Annotated in this window: 24 protein-coding genes; 18 read left to right on the top strand and 6 right to left on the bottom strand. The window is 70.5% G+C overall.

Annotated features, from left to right (window positions below; translation table 11 throughout):
- Positions 1–90: 90 nt before the first annotated feature.
- Positions 91–921 carry an aldo/keto reductase gene (locus JHY01_RS00775; RefSeq protein WP_240192215.1) on the bottom strand — a complete coding sequence of 277 codons (831 nt, stop codon included), beginning with the start codon at positions 919–921 and terminating at the stop codon, positions 91–93.
- A 115-nt stretch (positions 922–1,036) separates the two neighbouring features.
- Between JHY01_RS00775 and JHY01_RS00770 the strand changes: the two genes are divergently transcribed.
- Positions 1,037–1,501 carry a hypothetical protein gene (locus JHY01_RS00770; protein ID WP_205323683.1) on the top strand — a complete coding sequence of 155 codons (465 nt, stop codon included), beginning with the start codon at positions 1,037–1,039 and terminating at the stop codon, positions 1,499–1,501.
- A complete protein-coding gene (locus JHY01_RS00765) occupies positions 1,498–1,800 on the top strand; it encodes a transcriptional regulator (RefSeq protein ID WP_205323682.1) in 303 nt (100 codons plus the stop codon). The genes JHY01_RS00770 and JHY01_RS00765 overlap by 4 nt, the downstream gene beginning before the upstream one ends.
- 70 nt (positions 1,801–1,870) lie before the next feature.
- On the opposite strand, the gene JHY01_RS00760 is transcribed toward JHY01_RS00765, so the two are convergent.
- From JHY01_RS00760 to JHY01_RS00750, 3 genes are read right to left on the bottom strand one after another with little or no spacing between them, the layout of a single operon-like run.
- Entirely contained in the window at positions 1,871–2,707 is an 837-nt protein-coding gene (locus JHY01_RS00760; protein ID WP_205323681.1) for an aldo/keto reductase, read from the bottom strand.
- Between the two features lie 18 nt (positions 2,708–2,725).
- Positions 2,726–3,718 carry a GDP-mannose 4,6-dehydratase gene (gmd, locus tag JHY01_RS00755; RefSeq protein WP_205323680.1) on the bottom strand — a complete coding sequence of 331 codons (993 nt, stop codon included), beginning with the start codon at positions 3,716–3,718 and terminating at the stop codon, positions 2,726–2,728.
- Positions 3,715–4,482, bottom strand: a complete 768-nt coding sequence (locus tag JHY01_RS00750) for a TetR/AcrR family transcriptional regulator (RefSeq protein WP_205323679.1) — start codon at positions 4,480–4,482, stop codon at positions 3,715–3,717. Before JHY01_RS00750 ends, gmd begins: the two co-directional genes overlap by 4 nt.
- A 212-nt stretch (positions 4,483–4,694) precedes the next feature.
- On the opposite strand from JHY01_RS00750, the gene JHY01_RS00745 reads away from it, so the two are divergent.
- The 7 genes from JHY01_RS00745 to JHY01_RS00715 all read left to right on the top strand — a co-directional run bounded on the left by JHY01_RS00745 (position 4,695) and on the right by JHY01_RS00715 (position 14,949).
- Complete coding sequence (locus tag JHY01_RS00745) at positions 4,695–6,206, top strand: sodium:solute symporter family protein (RefSeq protein ID WP_205323678.1); 1,512 nt, start codon at positions 4,695–4,697, stop codon at positions 6,204–6,206.
- 190 nt (positions 6,207–6,396) lie between these two features.
- Entirely contained in the window at positions 6,397–7,257 is an 861-nt protein-coding gene (locus tag JHY01_RS00740) for an urea amidolyase associated protein UAAP1 (RefSeq protein ID WP_205323677.1), read from the top strand.
- The gene (locus JHY01_RS00735; RefSeq protein ID WP_205323676.1) at positions 7,254–7,916 is read left to right on the top strand and encodes an urea amidolyase associated protein UAAP2; all 663 of its coding nucleotides are present in this window, start codon (positions 7,254–7,256) and stop codon (positions 7,914–7,916) included. The genes JHY01_RS00740 and JHY01_RS00735 overlap by 4 nt, the downstream gene beginning before the upstream one ends.
- A 1-nt stretch (position 7,917) precedes the next feature.
- Positions 7,918–11,487, top strand: coding sequence for an urea carboxylase (uca, locus tag JHY01_RS00730; protein WP_205323675.1), 3,570 nt, complete (start codon positions 7,918–7,920; stop codon positions 11,485–11,487).
- Between the two features lie 162 nt (positions 11,488–11,649).
- Positions 11,650–12,804, top strand: coding sequence for an alkaline phosphatase PhoX (locus tag JHY01_RS00725; protein ID WP_205323674.1), 1,155 nt, complete (start codon positions 11,650–11,652; stop codon positions 12,802–12,804).
- A 103-nt stretch (positions 12,805–12,907) separates the two neighbouring features.
- Positions 12,908–13,882: an NAD(P)/FAD-dependent oxidoreductase gene (locus JHY01_RS00720; RefSeq protein ID WP_205323673.1), complete on the top strand. Its 975-nt coding sequence runs from the start codon at positions 12,908–12,910 to the stop codon at positions 13,880–13,882.
- Between the two features lie 101 nt (positions 13,883–13,983).
- A complete protein-coding gene (locus JHY01_RS00715) occupies positions 13,984–14,949 on the top strand; it encodes an NAD(P)H-quinone oxidoreductase (protein ID WP_205323672.1) in 966 nt (321 codons plus the stop codon).
- Between the two features lie 240 nt (positions 14,950–15,189).
- Here the strand turns inward: JHY01_RS00715 and JHY01_RS00710 are convergent, their stop codons facing one another.
- Positions 15,190–15,657 (bottom strand): MerR family transcriptional regulator, encoded by a 468-nt coding sequence (locus JHY01_RS00710; protein WP_205323671.1) that lies wholly within the window; start codon positions 15,655–15,657, stop codon positions 15,190–15,192.
- A 204-nt stretch (positions 15,658–15,861) separates the two neighbouring features.
- On the opposite strand from JHY01_RS00710, the gene thrS reads away from it, so the two are divergent.
- Positions 15,862–17,883, top strand: coding sequence for a threonine--tRNA ligase (gene thrS / locus JHY01_RS00705; protein ID WP_307814112.1), 2,022 nt, complete (start codon positions 15,862–15,864; stop codon positions 17,881–17,883).
- A gap of 120 nt (positions 17,884–18,003) precedes the next feature.
- Positions 18,004–18,333, top strand: a complete 330-nt coding sequence (locus JHY01_RS00700) for a helix-turn-helix transcriptional regulator (RefSeq protein WP_205323669.1) — start codon at positions 18,004–18,006, stop codon at positions 18,331–18,333.
- Positions 18,334–18,483: 150 nt separating this feature from the next.
- On the opposite strand, the gene JHY01_RS00695 is transcribed toward JHY01_RS00700, so the two are convergent.
- Entirely contained in the window at positions 18,484–20,001 is a 1,518-nt protein-coding gene (locus JHY01_RS00695) for a potassium/proton antiporter (RefSeq protein ID WP_205323668.1), read from the bottom strand.
- An 82-nt stretch (positions 20,002–20,083) separates the two neighbouring features.
- Here JHY01_RS00695 and JHY01_RS00690 point away from each other — a divergent pair, with 82 nt between their 5' ends.
- The 7 genes from JHY01_RS00690 to pdxS all read left to right on the top strand — a co-directional run bounded on the left by JHY01_RS00690 (position 20,084) and on the right by pdxS (position 25,569).
- Positions 20,084–20,623: an HIT domain-containing protein gene (locus tag JHY01_RS00690; RefSeq protein WP_307814110.1), complete on the top strand. Its 540-nt coding sequence runs from the start codon at positions 20,084–20,086 to the stop codon at positions 20,621–20,623.
- Positions 20,624–20,739: 116 nt separating this feature from the next.
- Complete coding sequence (gene pgsA / locus JHY01_RS00685; protein ID WP_205323667.1) at positions 20,740–21,369, top strand: phosphatidylinositol phosphate synthase; 630 nt, start codon at positions 20,740–20,742, stop codon at positions 21,367–21,369.
- Complete coding sequence (locus JHY01_RS00680) at positions 21,362–22,258, top strand: phosphatidylinositol mannoside acyltransferase (protein ID WP_205323666.1); 897 nt, start codon at positions 21,362–21,364, stop codon at positions 22,256–22,258. Before pgsA ends, JHY01_RS00680 begins: the two co-directional genes overlap by 8 nt.
- Before the next feature lie 10 nt (positions 22,259–22,268).
- Entirely contained in the window at positions 22,269–23,384 is a 1,116-nt protein-coding gene (locus JHY01_RS00675) for a glycosyltransferase family 4 protein (protein WP_205324032.1), read from the top strand.
- Between the two features lie 121 nt (positions 23,385–23,505).
- Entirely contained in the window at positions 23,506–23,958 is a 453-nt protein-coding gene (locus JHY01_RS00670) for an SPW repeat protein (RefSeq protein WP_205323665.1), read from the top strand.
- Between the two features lie 74 nt (positions 23,959–24,032).
- Positions 24,033–24,512: a hypothetical protein gene (locus JHY01_RS00665; RefSeq protein WP_205323664.1), complete on the top strand. Its 480-nt coding sequence runs from the start codon at positions 24,033–24,035 to the stop codon at positions 24,510–24,512.
- Between the two features lie 136 nt (positions 24,513–24,648).
- Positions 24,649–25,569: a pyridoxal 5'-phosphate synthase lyase subunit PdxS gene (pdxS, locus tag JHY01_RS00660; protein ID WP_205323663.1), complete on the top strand. Its 921-nt coding sequence runs from the start codon at positions 24,649–24,651 to the stop codon at positions 25,567–25,569.
- Positions 25,570–25,658: the final 89 nt, after the last annotated feature.

Raw genomic sequence — 25,658 nt, 5'->3', positions numbered from 1 at the left:
CCGCGGGGGCGGGGGGGGGGCGGGGCGGGGCGGCCCCGGCCGGGGGGGGGGGGGGGGCGGGGGGCCCCCCCCCCCCCCGATTCGGTAGCGCTAGTTGATCTCGAGCGGGTCGCCGCCTTGGCGGACGCCGGTGTCGAGGGCGTCGATCTCGGCGAGGTCCTTGTCGGTGAGGGCGAAGTCGAGGACTTCCCAGTTCTCGCGGATGCGTTCGGGGGTGACCGACTTGGGGATGACGACGTTGCCGCGCTGGAGGTTCCAGCGGAGCACCACTTGGGCGGGGGTGCGGTCGTGGGCCTCGGCGACGGCCTTGACGGCGGGTTCGTCGAAGAGGTCGCCCGCGCGCAGGCCGAGCGGGCCCCAGGATTCGGTGACGACGCCGTGCTCGGCGTGCCAGGCGCGCAGTTCGGGCTGGCTGAAATAGGGGTGCAGCTCGACCTGGTTGAGCTCGGGGGCGGCACCGGTCTCGGTCTCGCAGCGGGCGAGGTGGTCGATGGTGAAGTTCGAGACGCCCGCCGAGCGGAGGAGGCCTTCGGAGCGGGCGTCGAGGAGCGCCTGCCAGGACTCGACGTAGAGGTCGACCTGCGGGCGGGGCCAGTGGAGCAGGTACAGGTCCAGGTAGTCGGTGCCGAGTCGCTCGAGGGACTCGTTCAGGTTGCGGCGGACCTCGTCGTAGCCGTGGTCCCAGGTCTTGCTGGTGAGGAAGATGTCGCCGCGGGCGACGCCGGACGCCTTGATGGCGCGGCCGACGCCGGTTTCGTTGTTGTAGCCGACGGCGGTGTCGACGAGTCGGTAGCCGGTCTCGAGCGCGGTCTCGACCGCGGACTGCACGTCGCTGCCGTCGTCGATCCTGAAGGTGCCGTAGCCGTACCGGGGGATCTCTGCGCCGCCGGACAGGGTGATCGCTGTGCTCAGTTCGCTCATGCGCGCGAGCCTACCCGCTTGGCACTCGATTGCAGACCATCGCAGCGCGAGAGACTTGCCGTTGCGGAAAGCCGCGACTTGACGTGATGGAAAGTCGCGGGCTAGACTTTCCGACATGGAAAGTCAACTGAGCCCCCAGGAAGCGCAGGCCGCCCTCGCCGCGGTGCAGGAGTCCCGTTCCGACATGGCCGACCGGCTCATCACGCCGTGGTGGTACCACCCGGTGCTCGGCGTCCTCGTAGGCGGACTCATCACCGTCGCGACGATCGGCGTCGCGTTCCCCGTCCTGATGGGAGTGATCGCGGTCTACGCCCTGGGCGTCTTCCTCCTCATGTCCGCCTACCGCCGCAAAGCCCGCGTGTGGATGAGCGGATTCGACGGCGGCCCGAAGGCCCGCCGCAGCATCACCCTCCTGTTGATCGTCACGCTCGCGATCGCCATCGCGGGCTCGGTGTTCAGCATGGGCCTGGAGATCCGCTGGACCGCGCTCCTCACCGGCCTCGCGGTCGGCGTGACGATGACGCTCTGGGGCCGCCACTACGACAAGGTGGTCCGCGCCGAGCTGCGTGACCCCTCATGAGCGCCGAAGCGAAGTTCGACGAGATCATCCACGCGCCCAACCGGTTGCGGATCTGCTCGATGCTCTCGGCGATGAACGAGGTCGAGTTCGCCGCCCTCCGCGAAGCCCTCGGCGTCAGCGATTCCGTTCTCAGCAAGCAACTCAAAGCGCTCGAGGACGCCGGCTACCTCCGTGTCAGGAAGTCCCCTCTGGATGGACGGACTCACACCTGGGCCGCCCTCACCCCCGCGGGGAAGGCCGCCTTCAACGGGCATGTCGCCGAGCTGCGGCGGCTCGCGGCGGGAGTCCCGATCGAGTAGCGCCGCTCCGGCACGGTCGAGAAGCGCAGCGGGGCGGGGGGCCAGGCCACCCGCCCCGCTCACGTCCATGTCAGCGTTCGTTGCTGCCCGGGTCGATGCCCTGGCGCCGACCGGTCTCCAGCGCGTCGATCGCCGCCATCTCGTCGTCGGAGAGCGCGAAGTCGAACACGTGGAAGTTCTCAGCGATGCGGGTCTGCTTGGAGGACTTGGGGATCACGATGCAGCCGTGCTGCAGGTGCCAGCGGATCACGACCTGGCCCGGGCTCTTCCCGTGCGCCGCGGCGGCGGCCGTGACGGCCGGTTCGGCGAGGACCGAGCCGGTGCGCTGGCCGAGCGGGCCCCAGGACTCGGTGGCGATGCCGCGCTCGGCGTGCCAGGCGCGCAGTTCGGGCTGGTTGAAGTACGGGTGCAGCTCGACCTGGTTCACCGAGGGGTACACCCCCGTGGCCTCGCGGACCTTGTCGAGGTGCTTCGGCAGGAAGTTCGAGACGCCCGCCGAGCGGATCAGGCCCTCGTCCCTGGCCTTGAGCAGGGCCTTGAAGGTCTCGGGGTACAGGCCCTGCTTGGGGGAGGGCCAGTGGATCAGGTACAGGTCGATGTAGTCGGTGCCGAGGCGCTCGAGCGAGGCCTCGAGCGCGGCGCGGGCGGCCTCGGCGCCGTGGTGGTCGTTCCAGACCTTCGTGGTGAGGAAGACCTCCTCGCGCGGGAGGCCCGATGCGGCCACCGCGCGGCCGACGCCGACCTCGTTGCCGTACATCTCGGCCGTGTCGATCAGCCGGTAGCCGGTGGCGAGCGCGGCCTCGACGGCCTGCTGGGCCTCATCGTCGCCGACCTTGTAGGTGCCGTAGCCGATGCGGGGCATCGCGATGCCGTCGTTCAGTCCGATCGGAGCGCTGAGATCAGTCATGCCACGAGGGTAACCGTCTCAGAGGGCCTTCCGGTCCGCGTCGACCATGATCCGTGCCAGCTCGTCCCAGTGGACCTTCGCCTTCCAGCCGATCTCGCGGGCGATCTTGGCCGGGTTGCCGATGAGCTCGGGGACTTCGGCGGGGCGCTCGTACCGCTCGTCGTGCTCGACGTGGTCGCGCCAGTCGAGGCCCGCGTGGCCGAACGCGGCTTCGGCGAAGTCGCGCACCGTGGCGGGCCGGCCGGTGGCGAGCACGTAGTCGACGGGCTCGTCCTGCTGGAGCATGAGCCACATGGCCTCCACGTACTCGGGCGCGTAGCCCCAGTCGCGCACCGCGTCCATGTTGCCGAGGAAGACCTTCTGCTCCAGTCCCGCCTCGATCCGGGCCACCGCGCGGGTGATCTTGCGGGTCACGAACGTCTCGCCGCGCCTCGGGCTCTCGTGGTTGAAGCAGATCCCGCTGACGGCGAACATGCCGTAGGACTCCCGGTAGTTCACCGTGGCCCAGTGCGCGTAGACCTTCGCGACCCCATAGGGGCTGCGCGGATGGAACGGCGTGGTCTCGTCCTGCGGCGGCGCGGCCAGACCGAACATCTCCGAAGTGGACGCCTGGTAGATCCGGGTGTCGATGCCGCTGGCGCGCACGGCCTCCAGGAGCCGGATCACGCCGAGCGCGGTCACGTTCGCGGTGTACTCGGGCAGGTCGAAGCTGACGCGAACGTGGCTCTGCGCGGCGAGGTTGTAGATCTCGTCGGGCCGCACGTCCCGGATGAGGTTCACCAGCATCCCCGCGTCGGTCACGTCGCCCTTGTGCAGGAAGAGCTTCCGCCCCGACTCGTGCGGGTCCTGGTAGACCGCGTCGAGGCGGGAGGTGTTGGCGATGACCGACGACGCGTGCCGGACGATCCCGTGGACCGTGTAGCCCTTCGCGAGCAGCAGCTCGGTCAGGTACGAGCCGTCCTGACCGGTGATGCCGGTGATGAGAGCGGTCTTGCCGGGGGTCGTCGTCATGCGCGGTCCTTCGCTGTCGTGGTGCTCGAGAGGTGGCCGGAGCGCTCGATCCAGTCGGCGCACAGCCGCAGGCCCTGGAGGCGCGCGGCGGCGAGGTCGCCGCATTCGGCGAGGCGCAGCACGCCGTCGGCGACGCCGGCCGAGTAGGTGGCGGGGTCGGCGACCGGGGCGTTCTCGAGACGGGCGAGGATCACGCCTTCGACGAGGCCGAACACGAGGTTCGCGCGCTGGGCGAGGCCGCCGGGCGGGTAGTCGCGGGCGGCGCCGGTGCGGCCGAGCAGCTCGCGGTAGGACTCGCGCAGGCGCTCGCGCATCTCGCGGAACGGCGCGAAGGCCTCCTGGCGCACCTCGGGCAGGAGGTAGAGCGCGCCGAGGTTGTGGCTGGCCCCGGCGAGTTGCGCGGCGTCGATGCGGGCGAGGGCCCACAGCCGCGCTTCGGCGGCGGCGTCCTGTTCGGCCAGCGCCCATTCGGCGAATTCGAGGGAGGGGGCCACGGTGGTCTCGAGGAGGCTGCTGAGCAGGGCTTCCTTGCTGGGGAAGTGGTAGTACATGCTGGCCTGGCGCATCCCGGCCCTGGCGGCGATGGCGCGCGTGGAGGTGGCGGTGTAGCCCTGGACGGTGAAGAGTTCGGCCGCGGCGGCGAGGAGCTGGTCGCGGGGTTCGGCGGCCCGGGCGGTGCCGTCGCCGGGCTCCGGGGCGACCCTGGGGCGGCCGACCCGCCGCTTGGGCCGGTCCGCGGGGGACTCCTTCGCTGCGGTGGGCATCGGTTCGCCTTCCTGTCCTGTGTGCGCGCACCAGTCTAGTTCGCGGGCTTCCGATCCGGTCGGCGCGCGCGGTTCAGGGCCTCGAGCGGGCATTCGCGTGTTGCCGTTGTGCGGGGGTGTTCATGCCGGTGAAATAAATTCTGTCAGTTGATCGAAATCGCGAAGCGGTTGATTTCTATCGACTGACAGAAAACAACCCCGGAAGGTGCCCGATGATACTCCTCGGTGTAGGGCTCTCAATCGTCGTCGTCCTGGTCATCGGCCTCGTCGTCTCCAAGAAAGTGGACGGGGACTCCGGCCGCTACCTCGTCGCGGGACGCACCCTCGGCATCCCGCTCGTCGCCGCCGGGCTCATGGCCCAGGCGGTCGACTCCAACGCCACCCTCGGCAACACCGACCTGGCCTACGGCTTCGGCTTCTGGGCCGGTGCCGGCCTCCCCATCGGGCTCGCCCTGTGCCTGCTCCTCACCGGCCTGTTCTTCGCCCGCCGCATGAACGCCGCCAAGCTCCTCACCCTCCCCGACTGGTACGCCCGCCGGTACGGCCGCCGGATCGAACTGATCGCCTCGGTCGCGATGATCGGCGCATACGTGCTGCTCCTCGCCGGGAACCTCGTGGCGGGCGGCTTCCTGTTCGAGCACTTCCTCGGCATCGACTATCGCCTGGGCGTGCTGCTCATCGTCGCCGTGGTCATGACCTACACCGTCGCCGGCGGCATGTTCTCCGACTCCTACACCGCCGCCGCCCAGATGATCATCACCATCGTCGGCACCGCCTCCCTGTTCACCTGGGTGGCCGCGACGCACGGGATCACCGTGCCCGAGGGCATGGGCGCCTTCGACCTCGGCCAGCTGACCGACCCGGCCCAAGGCGCGCCGATCAACTGGGCCACCCTCATCGCCCTCGGTGTCGGCGACATCGTCGCCATCGACTTCATGCAGCGGATCTTCTCCGCCAAGAGCCCTTCGGTCGCCCGCCGGGCCTGCTTCCTCGGCGCGGCCGGAACCCTCCTCATCGGCATCCCCTTCACCTACGTGGCCCTCTCCGCGGCCGACATCGTCGGCCCCGACGCGGGCTCCGCGGTCCTCTTCACGCTCCTCGAAGACCACGCCCCGGCCTGGCTGGCCATGCTGGTGCTCGCCGCCATCGTGGCCGCCTCGTGCTCGACCGCCAACGGCGCGATCCTCGGGACGGGCGCCGTCGCCGCCCGCAACATCGCGGGCATCCGGGAAACCGACGGCGGCAAGCTCCCCGAGCTGAAGATCTTCGGTGCGGGCAAGGACCCGCTGCTGCGGGCCAGCCGCATCGCGATGTTCCCGATCGTGGGCCTCGCCGTCCTCGTGGCTTTGCGCGTGCCGCAGACCGGCATCCTGCTCACCCTCGCCTTCGACCTCATGCTCGCGGGCCTCGTCGTGCCGTTCGCCCTGGGTCACTGGTGGAAGCGCGGCGGCGCGGCCGCCGCAGCGGCCGCGATCGCCGTGGGCTTCACCGTCCGGCTGGTGCTGTTCGCCCTCACCCCGACGGTGTACGGCGCCCCGAACGACCTGCTGTACTTCGAGAACGACGCGATCACCGCGACCTTCGACGGCTGGCCCACCTTCATCGCGTTCCTCGCGGGCGCCGCGGCCTACGCGGCGGTCGCACTGCTGCGCCCCGCCAAGGCCTACCGCGCCCCCGCGCCGGCATCCGCGGTCGTCCTCGAACCGGCGGCCTCGAAAGCCTAAGCGCCGCAACCAGGCTCCCGCGTACGGCCGCCATGCCGCACGCGGGAGCCTTTGCCGCGTCCCGGACCCGCGCGGGCCGCACCGGTTGTGCGCTCCACGCAATCAAGCCGAAACGTGAAAGTCACGGCCGCGAACACTCGCGGAGCTAATTTCTGTCAAGCGACAGAAATTGATCGGAGCGGAGGCCGCCATGACCGAAACCCCTGAACCCCAAGCCGAACCATCGGCAACCGGCAGCACCTACGCCGCCCGCGACCACGCCCGCGCCCAAGAGGCCGCCGCCGCTGCCACCGAACGCGCCTGGGTCCCCGCCACCACCAGTCCCCATGCACCAGAAGGCATCGACCCCGAACGCCTCCTCTGGGCCGAGACCGTCGCCGGCGGCGGCTACGCCCACCAGGTGATCGCCCCCGGCACCGTCCTCGAACTCACCGACCTCGACGGCGACGCCTGCGTCCACCTCGCCCTCGCCTGGGCCGGAACCCCCTGGGAGCGCCTCTGCGTCCCCGACACCGTCAAGGTCCAGTGGAACGCCTACCTCGGCCAGGGCAGCCTCCTGCTCTCCGACCAGGGGCGCGCGCTGGTGAGCCTGGTGCTCGACGAGTCCGGCCGCCATGACGCGTTCTGCGGCGCGACCGCGTCCGCCCAGAACGAGGAGCGCTACGGCGACGGCACGCCGTGGGGCCCGACCCCGGCCGCCCGCGAACTGCTCAAACTCGCCGCCGCAAAGCACGACCTCTCCGCCCGCGACCTCCCGCAGACCATCGCGCTCTTCAAAGGCCTCAAAGCGGACGGCGAGGGCCGCCTGCACTGGCTCGGCGGCACCGGTCCCGGTCGGCGGGTGCGCCTCCTCGCCGAGGCACCGCTCCTGGTCATGCTCGCCAACGCCCCGCACGCGCTCGACCCGCGCGAGGACTACACCGCCACCCCGGTGCGCGTCCTCGCCTGGCGCGAGCGCCCCACCGCCCCGGGCGACGCCCGCTGGGACGCCACCCCTGAGGGCCGCCGCGCCCTCGCCAACACCGCCGCCCGGATCGGAGCCGCCGCATGACCGCCGAGACCGTCACTGCACATGTCGTCCAAGAGCACCGTGTCGACGCCCGCGCCCCCTGGTCCGGGCTCGTCGCCGCCGGGCAGACCCTGCGCATCACCGACCTCGAAGGCAACCAGGCCGTCGACTTCCTCCTCTTCGACGCCGCCGACACCGCCCTGCGCTACAGCGCCCAGCACACGATCGCGGCCGCCGGGGCGCTGTTCCTCACCACCGGCTCGATCCTGCGCGACGTCGAGCACCGTCCACTGGCGACGGTGATCGCCGACAACTGCGGCCGCCACGACACCATCGGCGGGGCGTGCTCCAAGGAGTCCAACACCCTCCGCTACGGCCACCAGACCTGGGCCCAGCACGCATGCGTCGAGAACTTCCTCCACGAAGGCGCCAAGTGGGGCCTGGGCAAGCGCGACATGACCGGCAACGTCAACTGGTTCATGAACGTGCCCGTCGAGGACGACGGCTGCCTGGGCATCGTCGACGGCATCTCCGCGCCGGGCCTCGAGGTGGCGCTGCGCGCCGAGCGGGACGTCATCGCCCTCATCTCCAACTGCCCCCAGATCAACAACCCGTGCAACGCGTTCAACCCCACCGCCGTCCGCGTCGCCGTCACGACACGAATCGACGCCTCGCAAGCCTCGACGAGAGCGGAGTCCTGACTTGTCCTTCGACACCCTCCTCATCGCCAACCGCGGCGAGATCGCCGTGCGCGTCATCGCCACCGCCAAACGCATGGGGCTCAAGACGATCGCGGTCTACTCGGATGCCGACCGGGCCGCCGCGCACGTCGACGCCGCCGACGCTGCGGTGCGCATCGGCGGCCCGGCCCCCGCCGATTCCTACCTGCGGCCCGAGGCGATCCTCGAGGCCGCCGCCGCGACCGGCGCGGGTGCGATCCACCCCGGATACGGGTTCCTCTCCGAGAACGCCGCATTCGCGCGCACGGTCGAGGGCGCCGGCATCGCGTTCGTCGGCCCCGCCCCGGAGCACCTGGACCTGTTCGGCGCCAAGCACACCGCGCGGGCCGCCGCCGAAGCCGCCGGGGTCCCGCTGCTCGCCGGGACCGGACTCCTCGAGGACGTGGCGCACGCCCTCGCCGAGGCCGACCGGATCGGCTACCCCGTGATGCTCAAAGCGACCGGAGGCGGCGGCGGCATCGGAATGCGCCCGGCCGCGAACCCCGCGGAGCTCCGCGAGGCCTGGGGCAGCGTGAAGCGCCTCGCCGAGACCGGATTCGGCGACGCCGGGCTCTTCCTCGAACGGCTCGTGCGCCGCGCCCGCCACCTCGAGGCGCAGGTCTTCGGCGACGGACTCGGCGCGGTCACGGTCCTCGGCGACCGCGACTGCACCCTCCAGCGCCGCAACCAGAAGGTGATCGAAGAGGCCCCCGCCCCCGACGTCCCGGACCACCTGCGCGAGCGCTACCAGCAAGCGGCGCAGCGGCTCTGCGCGGACGTGCGCTACCGCTCCGCGGGCACCGTCGAGTTCCTCTACGACACCGAACGCGAGGAGGTCGCGTTCCTCGAAGTGAACACCCGCCTCCAGGTCGAGCATCCCGTCACCGAAGCGGTCTTCGGCGTGGACCTCGTGGAGTGGATGCTGTGCCTCGCCCAAGGCGACACGGCCCCGATGCGCAGACCGCTGCGCGCCGGCGGCCACGCCGTGCAGACCCGCCTGTACGCCGAGGACCCCGCCCAGGGCCACCGGCCCTCCACCGGCACGGTCACCCACCTCACGCTTCCCGAGCGCGTCCGCGTCGACACGTGGATCGAAGCCGGGGCCGAGGTCGGCCCCCACTACGACCCGATGATCGCCAAGCTCATCAGCCACGGCCCCACCAGAGCGGACGCCGTCGCCGCCGCAGCGAACGCCCTGGGGGAGCTGCGGATCGCCGGCGTCGAGACCAACCAGGGCCAACTCGCCGCCGCTCTCGCCCACCCCGAGTTCGCGGCCGCCCGCCACACCACCGCGACCCTCGCCGACGTGCACGACCCGCGCCCCCGCATCGACGTGCTCACGGCCGGGACGCAGACCACGATCCAGGACTGGCCCGGCCGCACCGGCTACTGGCAGGTCGGCCTGCCGCCCTCGGGCCCGATGGACGACCTGTCGTTCCGGCTCGGCAATCGCGCCCTCGGCAACCCCGAGGGCGCCCCCGGCCTCGAATGCGTAGCGCAGGGACCGACCCTGCGGTTCAGCCACGCCACCACCGTGTGCGTCACGGGCGCACCCGCCCCGGTGACCGTGGCCGGAACGCCTGCACCGCAATGGGAACCGTTCACCGTCCCCGCCGGGGCCGAGCTCGCGATCGGCGCGCCCGATGTCGCCGGCATCCGCACCTACCTGCTCGTGCGCGGCGGCCTCGACGTGCCGCTCTACCTCGGCTCGGCCGCCACCTTCACCCTCGGCGAGATCGGCGGCCTCACCGGAGGCGCGCTCAAGACCGGCGACGTGCTTCGCTCCGCGCCCGCCGGAGCGGGCGAGCCCGCCCCGGTGCCCGAAGCGGACCGTCCGCAGTTCACGAACGTGTGGGAACTCCCCGTCGTGGAGGGCCCGCACGCCGCACCCGAGTACTTCACTCGCGAGGACATGGACGACTTCTACAGCGCCCGTTGGGAAGTCCATTTCAACTCCGCCCGCACCGGGGTGCGCCTCACCGGCCCTAAACCGCGCTGGGCCCGCCCGGACGGCGGCGAGGCCGGACTCCACCCCTCGAACATCCACGACAACGCGTACGCGATCGGCGCGGTCGACTTCACCGGCGACATGCCGGTCCTCCTCGGGCCCGACGGGCCGAGCCTCGGCGGCTTCGTCTGCCCCGCAACGGTGATCGCGGCCCACCGGTGGCGGCTCGGGCAGCTGCGGCCCGGCGACGCGGTGCGCTTCGTCCCCGTCGGCGACGCGGGCGTCCCGGCCGCCCGGCGGCGCCCGGCGCTCGCCCCGGCCCCCGACCGCGCCGCGGTCGCGGACGGCGGGGTGCTGGATCGCATCGCCGCCCGCCCGGACGCCCCGGCCGTCACGTACCGCCGCTCAGGCGACGACAACGTGCTCATCGAATACGGCCCCAACCTGCTCGACCTGGCCTTGCGGATGCGCGTGCACGCCCTCGCCGAGGCCGTCGCAGCGCGGTTCGGCGACGACGTGCTGCTCGACCTCACCCCGGGCGTGCGCAGTCTCCAGGTCCACTTCGATCCGGCCCGGCTGCGCCAGTCCGCGCTCGTCGATCAACTGACAGATATCGAATCGACCCTGCCCTCCACGGCGGAGCTCGCGGTGCCGAGCCGCGAAGTGCGGCTCCCGCTGTCCTGGGACGACCCGGCCACCCGCGAGGCCATCGACCGGTACATGAACGGGGTGCGCGACGACGCGCCCTGGTGCCCGTGGAACGTCGAGTTCATCCGCCGCATGAACGGACTGGACACGGTGGACGACGTGTACCGCACGGTGTTCGAGGCCGAGTACATGGTGCTCGGCCTCGGCGACGTCTACCTCGGCGCGCCAGTGGCCACCCCGCTCGACCCGCGGCACCGGCTCGTGACCACCAAGTACAACCCGGCGCGCACCTGGACGCCGCAGAACGCGGTCGGCATCGGCGGCGCCTACCTGTGCATCTACGGCATGGAAGGCCCTGGCGGCTATCAGTTCGTCGGCCGCACCGTGCAGGTCTGGAACACCCACCGCCAGCGCGGGCCCTTCACCGAGGGCAAACCGTGGCTGCTGCGCTTCTTCGACCGCATCCGCTGGTACCCGGTCGGCACCGAGGAGCTGGGGGAGCTGCGGGCCGAGATGGACGCGGGGCGCTTCGTCCCGCAGACCGCCGAAGGGGAGTTCCGATACGCCGACTACCGCCGCTTCCTCGACGCCAATGCCGAAGGCATCGACGCTTTCAAAGCGCGCCAAGCGGCGGCGTTCGCCGCCGAACGCGCCGCCTGGGAGGCCTCGGGCGAGTTCGACCGCCAGCAGGCCGAACCGCCCGCCGCCCCGACCGAGGACGTGTCCGCCCCGCCGGGTGGGGCCGTGGTGGCCGCGCCGCTGGCCGCCGCGGTGTGGAAGGCCCTGGTCGAGCCGGGTCAGGAGGTCGTCGCCGGCGACACGCTGTTCGTCCTGGAGGCGATGAAGATGGAGACGCCGGTCCTCGCGCCGCGGGAAGGGCGGGTCCTGAAGGTCCTGGCCGGTCCGGGTGACCTTGTCGCCCAAGGGAACCCGTTGGCGGTGTTGGAGCCGATCTGAGACCGCGCGCTGCGGCGCCGCGTCGTGCGCGGAGCGCGTTCACGTCTCGGTCATCGAGACATCACCGATCCGTCCCGCCGAGTTGCCACGCGGAGCGCCGCCGATTCCATACGGTAAGTGGGCCAAGCGATCCCCATCAGTTCGCCCGCAAAGGAACCGCTCATGCAACGTCGAAACGTCCTGCGAGCAGCCGTGGTCGGCACCGGCTCAGTCGCCTTCGGCTTCACGATGACCCGCTCCTCCTTCGCCGCCTACCCCGTCCAGACCGGGCCGAGCCCGTACGGGCCGCTCCAGTCCGCCGACGCCAACGGCGTCCTCCTCCCGCAGGGCTTCAGCTCCCGCGTCGTCGCCCGCTCCTCCCAGACCGTGCCGGGCACCTCCTACACCTGGCACGGCGCCCCCGACGGCGGCGCGTGCTTCGCGGACGGCGACGGTTGGATCTACACCTCCAACTCCGAGTTGCCCTCCGGGAACGGCGGCGTCAGCTCCCTGCGGTTCGACTCCACCGGGACCGTGGTCGACGCCTACCGCACCCTGTCCGGCACCCGCAGCAACTGCGCGGGCGGCGCCACCCCCTGGAACACCTGGATCTCCTGCGAGGAGGTCGACCGCGGCTACGTGTACGAGACGGACCCGTTCGGCGTCGACGCCGCCGTCCAGCGGCCCGCCATGGGCCGCTTCAAGCACGAGGCCGCCGCGTGCGACGCCGAGCGCGGCGTCGTCTACCTGACCGAGGACGTCTCGGACGGCGCGTTCTACCGCTTCAAGCCCACCACCTGGGGGAACCTCGCCTCCGGGCAGTTGCAGGTCCTCACCGAATCGGGCGGGGCCCTCACCTGGAAGAACGTGCCGGACCCGGACGGCTCGCCCACCGCGACCCGCTACCAGGTCGCGAACACCAAGCGCTTCAACGGCGGCGAGGGGTGCTACTACGCCGACGGCGTGTGCTTCTTCACCACCAAGGGCGACAACCGGGTCTGGGCCTACGACGCGGTCAACCACACGATCGCGATCGCCTACGACGACAACCTCACCTCGAGCGCGCCGCTCACCGGCGTCGACAACATCACCGGCGCCACCGCCGGCGGCGACCTGTTCGTCGCCGAGGACGGCGGCAACATGGAGATCTGCATCATCACGCCCGACGACATCGTGGCGCCGTTCCTGCGGCTCTCGGGCCACGGTTCCTCCGAGATCTGCGGCCCGGCGTTCAACCCGGCGGGCGACCGCCTCTACTTCTCGTCCCAGCGCGGCACCACCGGCTCCAGCTCCGGCGGCATGACCTTCGAAGTCACCGGCCCGTTTCGCGCGCTCTGATCCGATGGGGCTTCGCGGAGACGCGCCTCCGCGAAGCCCCATCGGGGCCGCTCGATCGCTAGGATGTCGAGACGTGTCCCTACAACGGAGTCGGTGATCGTCCATGCCAGTCCTCACCGTCGACCTCGTGATCGTCGGCGCCGGTCCCACCGGGCTCTTCGCCGCCTACTACGCGGGCTTCCGCGGCCTGAAGACCGCGGTCCTCGATGCGCTTCCCGAAGCGGGCGGCCAGATCACGGCCATGTACCCCGAGAAGCAGATTCTCGACGTGGCCGGATTCCCCTCTATCAAGGGCCGCGACCTGGTGAACAACCTGCTGCGCCAAGCGGCGCCGTTCGAACCGGAGTACCTCCTCGGCCGCCAGGCGAGCAAGCTCGAGCACCGCGACGGCAAGCCCGTGCTGAAACTGGCCGACGGCCAGGTCATCGAGGCTGAAGCCGTGCTCATCACCGGCGGCCTCGGCAGCTTCGCGCCCCGGCCGCTGCCCGCGGCCGAGGACTTCCACGGCGCGGGCATCGTCTACTTCGTCCCCGAACTCGCCGCGCACGCCGGGCAGGACGTGGTGATCGTCGGCGGCGGCGACTCCGCGTTCGACTGGGCGATCGCCCTCCACGGCATCGCCCGCAGCACCGTGATCGTGCACCGCCGCGAGAAGTTCCGCGCCCATCAGGCCACCGTGGACCACGTGCGGTCCCTCGGCGTCCCGGTGCGCGTCAACGCCCAGGTCACCGCCATCCACGGCACCGAGCAAGTGAGCGGCGTGACCATCGACGTGAAAGACGAGGGGCCACAAGAGCTCCCGGCCGACGCGATCGTGGCGGCGCTCGGGTTCACCGCCGATCTCGGGCCCCTGGGGGAGTGGGGCCTCGACCTCGACCGGCGCAGCATCGCCGTGGACTCCACGATGGCCACCAACCTGCCGCGCGTCTACGCCGCGGGCGACATCGCATCGTACCCAGGCAAGGTCAAGCTCATCGCCACCGGCTTCGGTGAGGCCGCCACGGCGGTGAACAACGCCGCAGTGGTGATCGACCCCGAAGCGCACCTCTTCCCCGGACACTCGAGTGAGCAACCCTGATCTCTTGCAACACAAGGGAACTCGTAAATCCAAACGGGACTAACATGAGGTATCGGCGGGTATCGCGCCGGTGACTCCGACCGGAGTCTTACTATGCGGGGATGCTTGCCATGACCGTCGCCGACGGCCGCCTCACCGCCGCCCAGGTCCCCGAACCCGCGCCCGGCCCCGATGACGTCCTCATCGAGGTCGCCGCCGCCGGCGTCAACCGCGCCGACCTCCTCCAAGTCGCCGGGCACTACCCGAGCCCGCCCGGCGCCCCCGCCTGGCCCGGCCTCGAAGTCTCCGGCACGATCGTCAACGTCGGCAGCGACGACAACGCGTCCTTTCTCGGCGCCGAGGTCTGCGCCCTCCTCCCCGGCGGCGGCTACGCCCGATACGTCACGGTGGACGCCGGACTGGTGCTCCCGAAACCTGAGAACGTGTCGCTGGTCGACGCGGCCGGACTGCCCGAGGTCGCCGCGACGGTGTACTCGAACCTGGGATATCTGCTGGAAGCGGAGGCCGACCGCAAGCGCCGCGTGCTCGTGCACGGCGGCGCCGGCGGCATCGGGACGTTCGCGATCCAGTTCGCGAAGAAGCTCGCCGACGCGGAGACCTGGACGACCGCCCGCGCCGAATGGACCCAGAAGCTCCAAGCCCTCGGCGCCGACCGCGTCATCGACTACCGCAGCGAGGACTTCGCGGCGCTCGCCATGGAAGCCGGCGGCGCGGACGCGATCCTCGACGTGATCGGCGCGGCCTACTTCGAGCCGAACCTCAAGGCGCTGGCGCAGGACGGACGCCTCGCGATCATCGGCCTCCAGCAGGGCGCCGCCGCGCAGATCCACCTCGGCGGCCTCCTCGCCAAGCGCGCCACCATCACCGGCACGACCCTCCGGGCCCGCCCGCTCGAACAGCGGCGCCAGATCCTCGCCGAAGCCTTCGAACGCATCTGGCCCGCACTCGACTCAGGGGAGATCGAACCGGTCGTCACGACCCGCATGCCGCTCACGGAGGCGGCCGAAGCCCACCGGGTCATGGGCGCGGGCGGACACTTCGGCAAGATCGTGCTCACCGCCGAATAGGCGGCCGAGGCGCGGCCCCCCCCCGCCCCACCGGTCCCGGGGGGGGGGGCCCCGGGTGCGGGTCTTAGCACACCGCCCCCCCCCCCAGGGGCGCGCGCGGGCGCCCCCCCGCCCCCCCGGGGGGGCGGGGGGCGCCCCCGCCTCGCTTCGTCTACTTCTCGCAGCAGCCGTGGCAGCAATCCTGCCCACCGCAGTCGCACGCGCTGTCATTGCAGCAGTCGCAGCACTCGTCGGTCATCGTCACTTGCACTCACCTCCATCGGCGGACTCAGCAGTTTCACGGCTCGCAAGCTTCGCCGAGGACGGGGGACACCAGTTCTCGGGCAGTGGCGGATCGCACGTACCCGAGTCGACCGCCCGCAGCATGTCCGTCAGCTGGCTCCGCAGCCCCTCCAGCCGGACGATCTCCGCCGTGATCTCGCCGATCCGGCGCTCGAGATGCTGCCCGGCCGGCTCGCACGGGCACGTGCCGGTGTCGCGCACCGCCAGCAGGTCCGCGATGTCGGACAGGCGCAGCCCGGCGCGTTGGCACGCCCGGATGAAGCGGGCCCGGTCGAGCTCGGCCGAACCGTACCGGCGGTACCCGGACGGGCTGCGCTCGGGCGCGGGGAACAGGCCCTCGCGCTCCCAGTGACGGATGGCGTCGGACGAGACGCCCACCTCCTCGGCGAGCTTCCCGACGGTCAGAGTGACGGTTGGCGCGGTCATACGACGACCGTAAACCTTGGTGCCGGGACCAAGGTCAAGTCCCGACCCGAGGCAATCTCCGACGCGCTCACAGGCTTGACGAAGCTTGCGAGTCATAAATTGGCACGGGACTAATGCGATGGAGTCCACCGCCTGGCGGCTACTACCATGGACCCGTTATCCGACATCGGAAACTCCGATGACCAGCATCGAACGAGGAGAACCGTGGCACCCGCAGCGCCGAACCACAGCAGCCCAGCCGTCATCGAACCGCTGTGGGTCACTGCTGGCACCACGTGCGCTGAAGCGGTGGCCGAGGCCGGCCTCCCCGGCAACGGCCCGAACGCGATCGTCGTCGTCCGCGACGCCGACGGGCAGCTGCGCGACCTCTCCTGGGCCCCCGAATCCGACACCAAGGTCGAGCCCGTACCGCTGAACAGCCCCGACGGTCTCAACGTGATGCGCCACTCCGCCGCGCACGTCATGGCGCAGGCGGTGCAGGAGCTGCACCAGGCCAAGCTGGGCATCGGCCCGCCGATCACCGACGGCTTCTACTACGACTTCGACGTCGAGGAGCCGTTCAACCCCGACGACCTCAAGGCCGTCGAGAAGCGGATGCTCCAGATCATCAAGCAGGGGCAGACCTTCCACCGCCGCAAGTACGCGTCCCTCGACGAGGCCCGCGCCGAACTCGCGGGCGAGCCGTACAAGCTCGAGCTCATCGAGACCAAGGGCGAGGGCACCGACGCCGACGAGGTCATGGAGGTCGGCGGCGGCGAGCTCACCGCGTACGACAACCACGACCGCAACGGCGAACGCGTCTGGGGCGACCTCTGCCGCGGCCCGCACCTGCCCTCGACCAAGCTCATCGGGGCCGTCAAGATCATGCGCTCGGCCGCCGCGTACTGGATGGGCTCGGAGAAGAACCCGCAGCTGCAGCGCATCTACGGCACCGCCTGGCCGACCGTCCAGGAGCAGAAGGACTACCTCGCGCGCCTCGCCGAGGCCGAGAAGCGCGACCACCGCAAGCTGGGCCAGCAGCTCGACCTGTTCTCGTTCCCCGAAGAGATCGGCCCGGGCCTGCCGGTGTTCCACCCCAAGGGCGGCATCATCCGGTATGAGATGGAGTCCTACCTGCGCGAACGCCAGCGCGAGGCCGGCTACGAGCTGGTGAACACCCCGCACATCACCAAGGAGAACCTGTTCCTCACCTCGGGGCACCTGCCCCACTACAGCGAGGGCATGTTCCCCCCGATGGAGCTCGAGGGCGCGGACTACTACCTCAAGGCCATGAACTGCCCGATGCACAACCTGATCTTCCGTGCGCGCGGCCGCTCCTACCGGGAGCTGCCGCTGCGCCTGTCGGAGTTCGGGACCGTGTACCGCTACGAGAAGTCCGGGGTGGTCCAGGGGCTCACCCGCGTGCGCGGCCTGACCCAGGACGACGCGCACATCTACTGCACCCAGGAGCAGGCGCCGGGCGAGATCAAGAGCCTCCTGGAGTTCGTGCTGCAGCTGCTGCGCGACTACGGGCTCAACGACTTCTACCTGGAGCTCTCCACCAAGGGCGACTCCGACAAGTTCATCGGCGACGACGTGATGTGGGAAGAGGCGACCGCGGTCCTGCGCCAGGTGGCGGAGGAGTCGGGCCTCGACCTGGTCCCGGACCCGGGCGGCGCGGCCTTCTACGGCCCGAAGATCTCCGTCCAGGCCAAGGACGCGATCGGCCGGACCTGGCAGATGTCGACCATCCAGCTCGACTTCAACCAGCCCGCGCGCTTCAACCTGGAGTACTCGGCGGCCGACGGCACCCGCAAGCAGCCGGTGATGATCCACCGCGCGCTCTTCGGCTCGATCGAGCGGTTCTTCGGCGTGCTCACCGAGCACTACGCGGGCGCGTTCCCGGCGTGGCTGGCCCCGGTCCAGGCCGTCGGCATCCCGGTCCGCGACGAGAACGCCGACTATCTGGAGGCGTTCTTCGGGAGGCTCCGCGCGGCGGGCATCCGCGGCGAGGTCGACCACGCGGACGACCGGATGCAGAAGAAGGTTCGCAACGCCCAGCTGCAGAAGATCCCGTTCATGGTCATCGCCGGAGACGACGACCAGCACGCGGGCACCGTCTCGTTCCGCTACCGCGACGGCTCCCAGCGCAACGGCGTCCCCGCTGACGAGGCCATCGCCCACGTGGTGGACATCGTCGAATCCCGAATCAACGAAGGCCCTAGCGCCGCAACCGAAGAGGCCTAGGGCAGCGACTGCTCCGCACTCGAAAGGCCGGACAGTGGCGGCTCTGGTATCGAAAGGCGATGCGCATCGCGGATGATCGGTACGCCGAGCATCTCGAGTCGTTGGAAACGGAGGACGGCGATGACTAAGTACGTTGACTGGGACGACCTCAAGGCGGAGCTGAGGGCCAGTAGCCCCCTCAGTGATGCTGAGTATGAGGCCGCGGAAGCCCTGGCGAAGGAGCGGCACCAGGCATACCTTCGTGGTCACCAGCTCGCCGAGATGCGCAAGACTGCGCAGATGACTCAGGCAGAAGTCGCCCGCATTCTGGGGGTCACCCAGGCGAGAGTCTCAAAAATCGAGTCCGGCGAGATTTCCGGTATCGAGAACTACCGCGCATATGTTGCGGCCCTCGGCGGCAAGGTCGAGACCGTGGCGACGATCGGTGATCACTCGTGGCGGGTCGCCTGAGCGGCGGAGGTTGGAGCCTGGTGCGCTTCGGGCTCGCCCAATCGGCGTGTCAGCGCTCGGCGTGCGTACTCCGACCTTGAGATTCCGAGGGCCTTTGCGCACTCACCGACTTCTTGACAAAGGTCCTCGGAAAACGCACTGTCACTCGTTTCATGCGCTATATGGTCCCACATGTAAGTCTTTGCCGGTTTCTCCGAGCCAGCGGGCCAGTCTTCCGGCCCTCGCAAGTGCGGTGAGGCGTTGCTCTGTCGCTAGGCGGAGCTTCGGGCTGGTGACGACGAGGAGCTGGTCGCCTGAGCGGAGGCGGTCGGCCTTCGCGGGAACGAACAGCCGGTCGCCCCGCACGACTCCGGCGATCGCGCTGCCCTCCGGCAGGCGCAGTTCGAAGATCCTGATGCCCGCCAGACCGGAACCTTTCTGCACGGTGATGGTGAGGACCTCGCCGTCCACCGCATCCAGCGGAGCGGTCTCGATGTCGACCTCTTGGACGATCGCCTCCTGCGAGAGGCCCAGCCTCCGTGCCACCCACGGCAGGGTCGGGCCCTGGAGCAAGGTGAAGACCACGACGAGCACGAACACGATGTCCCACAGCTCCTGCGCACCGGGCAGGTGCGCCGCGTGGGGGATCGTCGCCAGGACGATCGGGATCGCGCCGCGCAGGCCCGCCCACGACAAGAGCACCTGTTCCTTGAGTGTGAACTTGAAGGGCAGCAACGACAAGCACACCGCGAGCGGCCGCGCGACGAGGGTGAGCACCACGCCGAGGACCAGGCCGGGCACGATCGCCTGGAGCAGGTTCGACGGTGAGGCCAGCAGACCCAGCATCACGAACATGCCGAGCTGCGCCATCCAACCCAGGCCCGTAGCGAACGACTGCGTCGCCGCCCGGTGCGGCAAGTGCGAGTTGCCGAGGACGAGCGCCGCCAGATACGCCGCGATGAACCCCGACGCGTGCAGGGTCCCGGCCGCCGCGAACGCGGCCATACCGAGGCTGAAGACCGCGAGCGGGTAGAGGCCCGAGGCCGGCAGCGCAAGCCGCCGCAGCAGCCAGGCCCCGCCGAACCCCACGGCGACGCCGATCATGGAGCCCACCGCGAGTTCCCACACCAGGCTCCCGAGCAGGTGGAGCGGGGCCGGGATGCCCGCTGCCGTGGAGAATGCCAGGACCAGGATCACCGCGGGCGCGTCGTTGAATCCCGACTCGGCCTCCAAGGTCCCGCTGAGCCGCTTCGGCAGTCCGATGCCGCGCAGCACCGAGAAGACCGCAGCCGCATCGGTCGAGGCCACGACCGCGCCGAGGGTGAGCGCGAGCTGCCAGTCGAAGCCGAGCAGGAAATGCGCTCCGAGCGCCGTGATCGCGACCGAGACCCCGATCCCGAGGGTCGCGAGCATCCCCGCTGGGGCCACCTGCCTGGAGATCGCCGTCCAACGGGTCGAGAGGCCGCCCTCGATGAGGATGAGCGCCAGCGCGAACGTGCCGAGCGCCTGAGCGAGCTCGAAGTCCCCGAACGGGATGCCCACGCCGTCCTCGCCGAGCACCAGGCCCGCGCCGAGGAACACCAGCAGTGCCGGGAGCCCCATCCGCTGCGTCGCGCGCAGCGCCGCGATGGAGAGGAGCACGGTGACGCAGCCGATCAGCACAACGAGGTACAGCTGGGGCAACGTCACGTCCGGAGCTTAACCGACACGGGGTGTCACGGTGTTTTCGTCGGGTTTCCGGCTCGCAACCCGCGTGGCCTACGATCGTTCCGTGGAAGAGCGCGAAGGCGTCGGCGTCCCCGACGGGTACGAGCGGCTGTGGACCCCGCACCGCATGTCCTACATCCAAGGCGAAGGCAAGCCCACCGGCGATGACGAGGACGTCGAGGGCTGCCCGTTCTGCGAGATCCCCAAGCTCGACGACGCGGACGGCAACATCGTCGCCCGCGCCTCGGCCATGTACGTGGTCATGAACAAGTACCCGTACAACAACGGTCACCTCATGGTCGTGCCCTTCCGGCACGTCCCCGACTACACCGACCTCGACGCCGACGAGATCGCCGAGATGGGCGCGCTGACGCAGCGCGCCATGACCGTCCTGCGCGCAGTGATGGGCGCGCACGGGTTCAACATCGGCATGAACCAGGGCCAGGTCGCGGGCGCCGGGATCGCCGGCCACCTGCACCAGCACATCGTCCCGCGCTGGGGCGGCGACGCGAACTTCATGCCCATCATCGGGCGCACCAAGACGCTCCCGCAACTGCTGAAGGACACCCGGGCGGAGCTCGCAGCCGCATGGGAGCGGGTGTGACCGGCCGAACCCCGTTAGAGTCAAGATGGGACTCCTCCCCGGCCCGGTCCGGGGGGCGAGGACCGACCCACTCGCCCGAACACCCACTTGGGCCAGTCTGAGAAAAACAGGAGACCATGGCGAAGTTCCTTCGGACCTCCGGCCGAGCGGGCGTACGCCGTTACGTCGACGCCGCCGCGAAGGTCCTCATCCGCGTCGGCGTGTCCGCCAACGCCGTCACCGTGGCCGGGACCGCAGTGGTCGTCGGCGCCTCCGTGCTGCTCCTCGCGCCCGGCCATCTGCTCGCGGGCCTCATCGTGGTCGCCGCGTCCGTGCTCACCGACATGCTCGACGGCGCTATCGCCCGCGTCAAGGGCACCAGCAGCCGCTACGGCGCGCTCCTCGACTCCACTTGCGACCGCCTCGCCGACGGCGCGATCTTCGCGGGCCTCGCCTACTTCCTCCTCGCGGAGGACCGCGGCCTGGGCGGCGCGCTGGCGCTCTGGGCGCTCATCGCCTCGCAGATGGTCTCGTACGTGAAGGCCCGCGCGGAATCGCTCGGCGCCGAGTGCAATGTGGGCATCGCCGAGCGCCCCGAGCGGCTCATCATCGCCGCCGTCGCGGTCCTCGTCGAGGTCCTGGGCGTGCCGTGGGCGCTCGAGGTCGGCCTGGGCCTGTTGGCCGTGCTCGCCTCGATCACCGTGGTGCAGCGCCTCGTGTTCGCCCGCGCCGCGCTGGCGGCGAGCGAGGAGCACATCGATGTCTGAGCGCCTCACCGAGCTGGCCTACCTGGCCGCATGGCGCGGCGTGCGGCTCCTCCCCGAACGCGCCGCGGGCGCCCTCGGTGACCGCTTCGCGGACCGGGCCCTGAAGAAGGACGGCCGGGGCGTGCGGCAACTGCGCAGGAATCTCGCCCGCGTCGTCGGCACCGAGCCCGATGAGGCGCTGATGCGCCAGGCGATGCGCTCGTACGCCCGGTACTGGCTGGAGGCGTTCCGGCTGCCCTCGATGAGCACCGCCCAGCTGCAGCGCAAGTTCGAGATGAACGGCTACGAGCCCGTCCACGAACGCGCCCGGCAGGGTCTGGGCTCGATCGTGGCGCTCCCGCACTGCGGGAACTGGGACTTCGCGGGCGCCTGGGTCGGCGCGGTCGCCAAGGACAGACTGACCACCGTCGCCGAGCGGCTCAAACCCGAAGGGGTCTACCGGCGGTTCCTCGAATACCGCGAATCGCTCGGCATGCAGATCATCCCTACCTCCGGCGGCGATCGCAACCCCCAAGCGGCCCTTGGGGAAGCGCTCGACAACGGGCACGTGGTCGCGCTCGTCGCCGACCGCGACCTCGGCCGCGGCGGCACCGACGTGAAGTTCTTCGGCGAGGCCACCACCTTCCCCACGGGACCCGCGCTGCTGGCGATCCGCAACCGCGTGGAGCTGTTCACGGCCGCGATCCACTACGAGGACGACCGCGCCGTCTGCCATATCACCGGCCCGGTCGACACCGGCACCGGGTCGTTCCGCGAGCGCGTGGCGGGCACGACTCAGCGGATGGCCGAGGCCTTCGAGGAGGGCATCCGAGCCCATCCCGCCGACTGGCACATGCTGCAGCGCTTCTGGTCCGCCGATTTCGACGCGCCGCAGGAAGACGCGGGCTGACATGGGCGACCTGCGGATCGGGATCGTCAGCCCGTACTCCTTCGACGTCCCCGGCGGGGTCCAGTTCCACATCCGCGACCTCGCCGAGACCCTCATCGACGCCGGGCACGACGTCTCGGTCCTGGCCCCCGCCAGCGAGACCGAGGGCCTGCCGGACTTCGTGGTCCCCGGCGGCAAGGCCGTCGCCGTGCCCTACAACGGGTCGATCGCACGGCTCGCGTTCGGGCCCCGCTCGGCCGCCCGCGTCCGCAAGTGGTGCGCCGAAGGGAACTTCGACGTCATCCACGTGCACGAGCCGCTCACCCCGAGCCTCTCGTGCCTCGCGGTCCTCAACGCCCGCTGCCCCGTCGTCGCCACCTTCCACACGGCGATGACCCGCTCGCGGATCCTCGCGGCAGGGAAGCACATGGCGCAGCTCGTGCTCGAGAGCCTCTCCGCGCGGATCGCGGTGAGCCCCTACGCCCGCAAGGTCCAGGTCGAGCACCTCGGCGGCGGCGCGGTCGAGATCCCCAACGGCGTCTCGGTCGCCTTCTACCGCAAGGCCGCCCCGCTCCTGGACCGACCCGACGGCCCCACGATCGGCTTCATGGGCCGCTACACCGAGCCCCGCAAGGGCTTCCCGATCCTCCGCGAGGCGTTCGCGCAGCTCGCGGCCGAACGACCCGACCTCCACCTGGTCGTGGTCGGCCGCGGCGACCCCGAAGCGGCCGTCGCCGGGCTCGACCCCGACATCGCCCGCCGCATCCGCTTCCTCGGCGCCGTGCCCGACGAGGAGAAGGCCTCGATGCTCGCCGGCGTCGACCTCTACGTCGCCCCCAACACCGGCGGCGAGTCCTTCGGCATGATCCTCACCGAGGCCATGGCCGCGGGGACCTGCGTCCTCGCCTCCGACATCGAGGCGTTCAGCTCCGTCCTCGACGACGGGAACGCGGGGGAGCTGTTCGCCGTCGGCGACGCCGACGACCTCGCCGCCAAGGCCGCCCGCCTCCTCGACGACCAAGAACTCCGTACGGCGTACGTCGAACGCGCCAACGAATGGGTCAAGCGCTACGACTGGCCCGAAGTCGCCTCCCGCCTCCTCGAGGTCTACCGCGCCGCGATCGAAGCGGGCACCGAACGCCGCTGAGACCTACAAAATCAGTGATCGCCCCTTTACTCTGCGTGCGAAATGGGTACATAATGAGGCGAAGGGGCCGCGTAGTCCCGTGCCGGAACCGCACGCGCGCGGACCCACGGAGGGCAGATCGATGGCCGATATCTCTCACCGGGGCGAGCCGATGACGGCGCACCCGGACGTTCACGAGATGCGGGCCCGATACGACAGGATGCTCAGCCGGAGGGACGTGGCGATGATCGACGCCCCGATCTTCCTTCTCGGCCTGTACTGCATCATCTCCCCCTGGGTGGTCGGATTCTCGGCTACGCAGGCGGACGTCGCGACGCACAACCTGATCGTCGGTATCGCGGTCGGGCTGCTCGCGCTCGGATTCACCGTGACTCCCGAGCGCATGTACGGCATGAGCTGGGCATTGTGCGCCGTCGGTATCTGGCTGGCGATCTCGCCATGGGTGCTCATCACCGATCCGCCGATGAGCCTCGCATGGAACAACATCATCGTCGGAGCGCTGGCCTTCCTGCTCGGCCTCATGGCCGCCTGGCAGGTCCGCAACTTCCGCGCCGAAACCGGAGCTGAGACCTAGTCCCAGACCCGAACCCGCACAAGCGTCCACCACCGGGAAACCAGAGGTGGGCGCTTCACCGTAAGATCAGCCCGATGTGGTGGTTGGCTGTGCTCGTGGCGTTCGTGGCCGTCGTCGGCGCGTACGCGACGTGGACGGTCACCCGCGTCGAACGCCTGCACCGCCGCGCCCACGCCGCCGAAGGCGCCCTCCTCGCCAAGCTCGACGACCGCGCCGAGACCGTCCTCAAATTCGTCGGCAACCCCGGTTTCGAGGAGGTCGTCGCCCTGGCCCTTTCCGTCGTCGCCGTCCCCGCCGACACCCAGCGCCAGCGCGAACTGCGCGAGTACGCCGAGAACGACCTCACCCGCGCCCTGCGCGAACTCTCCGAGAACCCCCTCTGGTCCGACGACCTCGACGCCGCCAACCGCCGCGTGGCCCTCGCCCGCCAGATCCACAGCGACTTCGTGCGCGACGCCGTCGCCTCCCGCTCCCTCCCCATGTCAGTCGTGCTCCGCCTGCACCGCCGCCTGCCCCGCCCCGAGTACTGGGACATCGAGGACCCGGTGCACTGAAAGCCCTCCTGCCCGCTTTGTATCAAGGGATCTGTGAGGCGGGTCGCGGCGTAGAATCGTCGAGGTCAGATCACCCCTGCATATCGGGAGGACTTGCGATCCGCGAGTCGACCCTGCCCGCGACGTACTACCTCAGATGGAGCCGGTGACCGTGTCAGAGACCCAGAAGCCCGAGGCCGAGATCGGGACCGCCCGCGTCAAGCGCGGCATGGCCGACATGCTGAAGGGCGGCGTCATCATGGACGTCGTCACCCCCGAGCAGGCCAGGATCGCCGAGGACGCCGGGGCCGTGGCGGTCATGGCCCTCGAACGCGTCCCCGCCGACATCCGCCGCGAAGGCGGCGTCTCGCGAATGAGCGACCCCGACATGATCGACGGCATCATCGAAGCCGTCTCGATCCCCGTCATGGCCAAGGCCCGGATCGGCCACTTCACCGAAGCGGCCGTCCTGGAGTCCCTCGGCGTCGACTACGTGGACGAGTCCGAGGTCCTCACCCCGGCCGACGAGGCCAACCACATCGACAAGTGGCAGTACAACGTGCCGTTCGTGTGCGGCGCGACCAACCTCGGCGAGGCCCTGCGCCGCATCAGCGAGGGCGCGGCCATGATCCGCTCCAAGGGCGAGGCCGGCACCGGCAACGTCGTCGAGGCCACCCGCCACATGCGACAGATCCGCCAGGACATCGGCAAGCTCACCACCCTCGACTCCACCGAGCTGTACGCCGCCGCCAAGGAACTGCGCGCGCCTTACGAGCTCGTCGCCGAGGTCGCCAAGCTCGGCAAGCTCCCGGTGGTGCTCTTCACCGCCGGCGGCATCGCCACCCCCGCCGACGCGGCCATGATGATGCAGCTCGGCGCCGAAGGCGTCTTCGTGGGCTCCGGCATCTTCAAGTCCGGCGACCCGGCCAAGCGCGCCGCCGCCATCGTCAAGGCCACCGCCTTCTACGACGACCCGAAGGTCATCGCCGAAGTCTCCCGCGGTCTGGGCGAGGCCATGGTCGGCATCAACGTCGACACCCTCTCCGAGGAGCAGAAGCTCGCCAAGCGCGGCTGGTGAACGCGAACGCGAAGCGGGGGGGGGGGGGGCGGGGGCCCCGCCCCCCCCCCCCCCCCGGGGGGCGGGGGGGGGGGGGGCCCCCCCGGGGG

Origin of the sequence: Glycomyces sp. YM15, from assembly GCF_016918015.1 — a bacterium.
Classification (GTDB): Bacteria; Actinomycetota; Actinomycetes; order Mycobacteriales; family Micromonosporaceae; genus Glycomyces.
Note: the sequence above shows the minus strand (reverse complement) of the source record. Positions and strands in the feature narration are given on the sequence as shown.

Coding starts and splice junctions, on each gene's coding strand:
- gmd (WP_205323680.1), bottom strand. CDS start 3,718: ATGACGACGACCCCCGGCAAGACCGCTCTCATCACCGGCATCACCGGT.
- JHY01_RS00715 (WP_205323672.1), top strand. CDS start 13,984: ATGCTTGCCATGACCGTCGCCGACGGCCGCCTCACCGCCGCCCAGGTC.
- JHY01_RS00725 (WP_205323674.1), top strand. CDS start 11,650: ATGCAACGTCGAAACGTCCTGCGAGCAGCCGTGGTCGGCACCGGCTCA.
- JHY01_RS00735 (WP_205323676.1), top strand. CDS start 7,254: ATGACCGCCGAGACCGTCACTGCACATGTCGTCCAAGAGCACCGTGTC.
- pdxS (WP_205323663.1), top strand. CDS start 24,649: ATGGAGCCGGTGACCGTGTCAGAGACCCAGAAGCCCGAGGCCGAGATC.
- JHY01_RS00750 (WP_205323679.1), bottom strand. CDS start 4,482: ATGCCCACCGCAGCGAAGGAGTCCCCCGCGGACCGGCCCAAGCGGCGG.
- JHY01_RS00670 (WP_205323665.1), top strand. CDS start 23,506: ATGGCCGATATCTCTCACCGGGGCGAGCCGATGACGGCGCACCCGGAC.
- JHY01_RS00775 (WP_240192215.1), bottom strand. CDS start 921: ATGAGCGAACTGAGCACAGCGATCACCCTGTCCGGCGGCGCAGAGATC.
- JHY01_RS00765 (WP_205323682.1), top strand. CDS start 1,498: ATGAGCGCCGAAGCGAAGTTCGACGAGATCATCCACGCGCCCAACCGG.
- JHY01_RS00740 (WP_205323677.1), top strand. CDS start 6,397: ATGACCGAAACCCCTGAACCCCAAGCCGAACCATCGGCAACCGGCAGC.
- JHY01_RS00760 (WP_205323681.1), bottom strand. CDS start 2,707: ATGACTGATCTCAGCGCTCCGATCGGACTGAACGACGGCATCGCGATG.
- JHY01_RS00700 (WP_205323669.1), top strand. CDS start 18,004: ATGACTAAGTACGTTGACTGGGACGACCTCAAGGCGGAGCTGAGGGCC.
- JHY01_RS00720 (WP_205323673.1), top strand. CDS start 12,908: ATGCCAGTCCTCACCGTCGACCTCGTGATCGTCGGCGCCGGTCCCACC.
- JHY01_RS00680 (WP_205323666.1), top strand. CDS start 21,362: ATGTCTGAGCGCCTCACCGAGCTGGCCTACCTGGCCGCATGGCGCGGC.
- pgsA (WP_205323667.1), top strand. CDS start 20,740: ATGGCGAAGTTCCTTCGGACCTCCGGCCGAGCGGGCGTACGCCGTTAC.
- JHY01_RS00745 (WP_205323678.1), top strand. CDS start 4,695: ATGATACTCCTCGGTGTAGGGCTCTCAATCGTCGTCGTCCTGGTCATC.
- JHY01_RS00665 (WP_205323664.1), top strand. CDS start 24,033: ATGTGGTGGTTGGCTGTGCTCGTGGCGTTCGTGGCCGTCGTCGGCGCG.
- JHY01_RS00770 (WP_205323683.1), top strand. CDS start 1,037: ATGGAAAGTCAACTGAGCCCCCAGGAAGCGCAGGCCGCCCTCGCCGCG.
- JHY01_RS00710 (WP_205323671.1), bottom strand. CDS start 15,657: ATGACCGCGCCAACCGTCACTCTGACCGTCGGGAAGCTCGCCGAGGAG.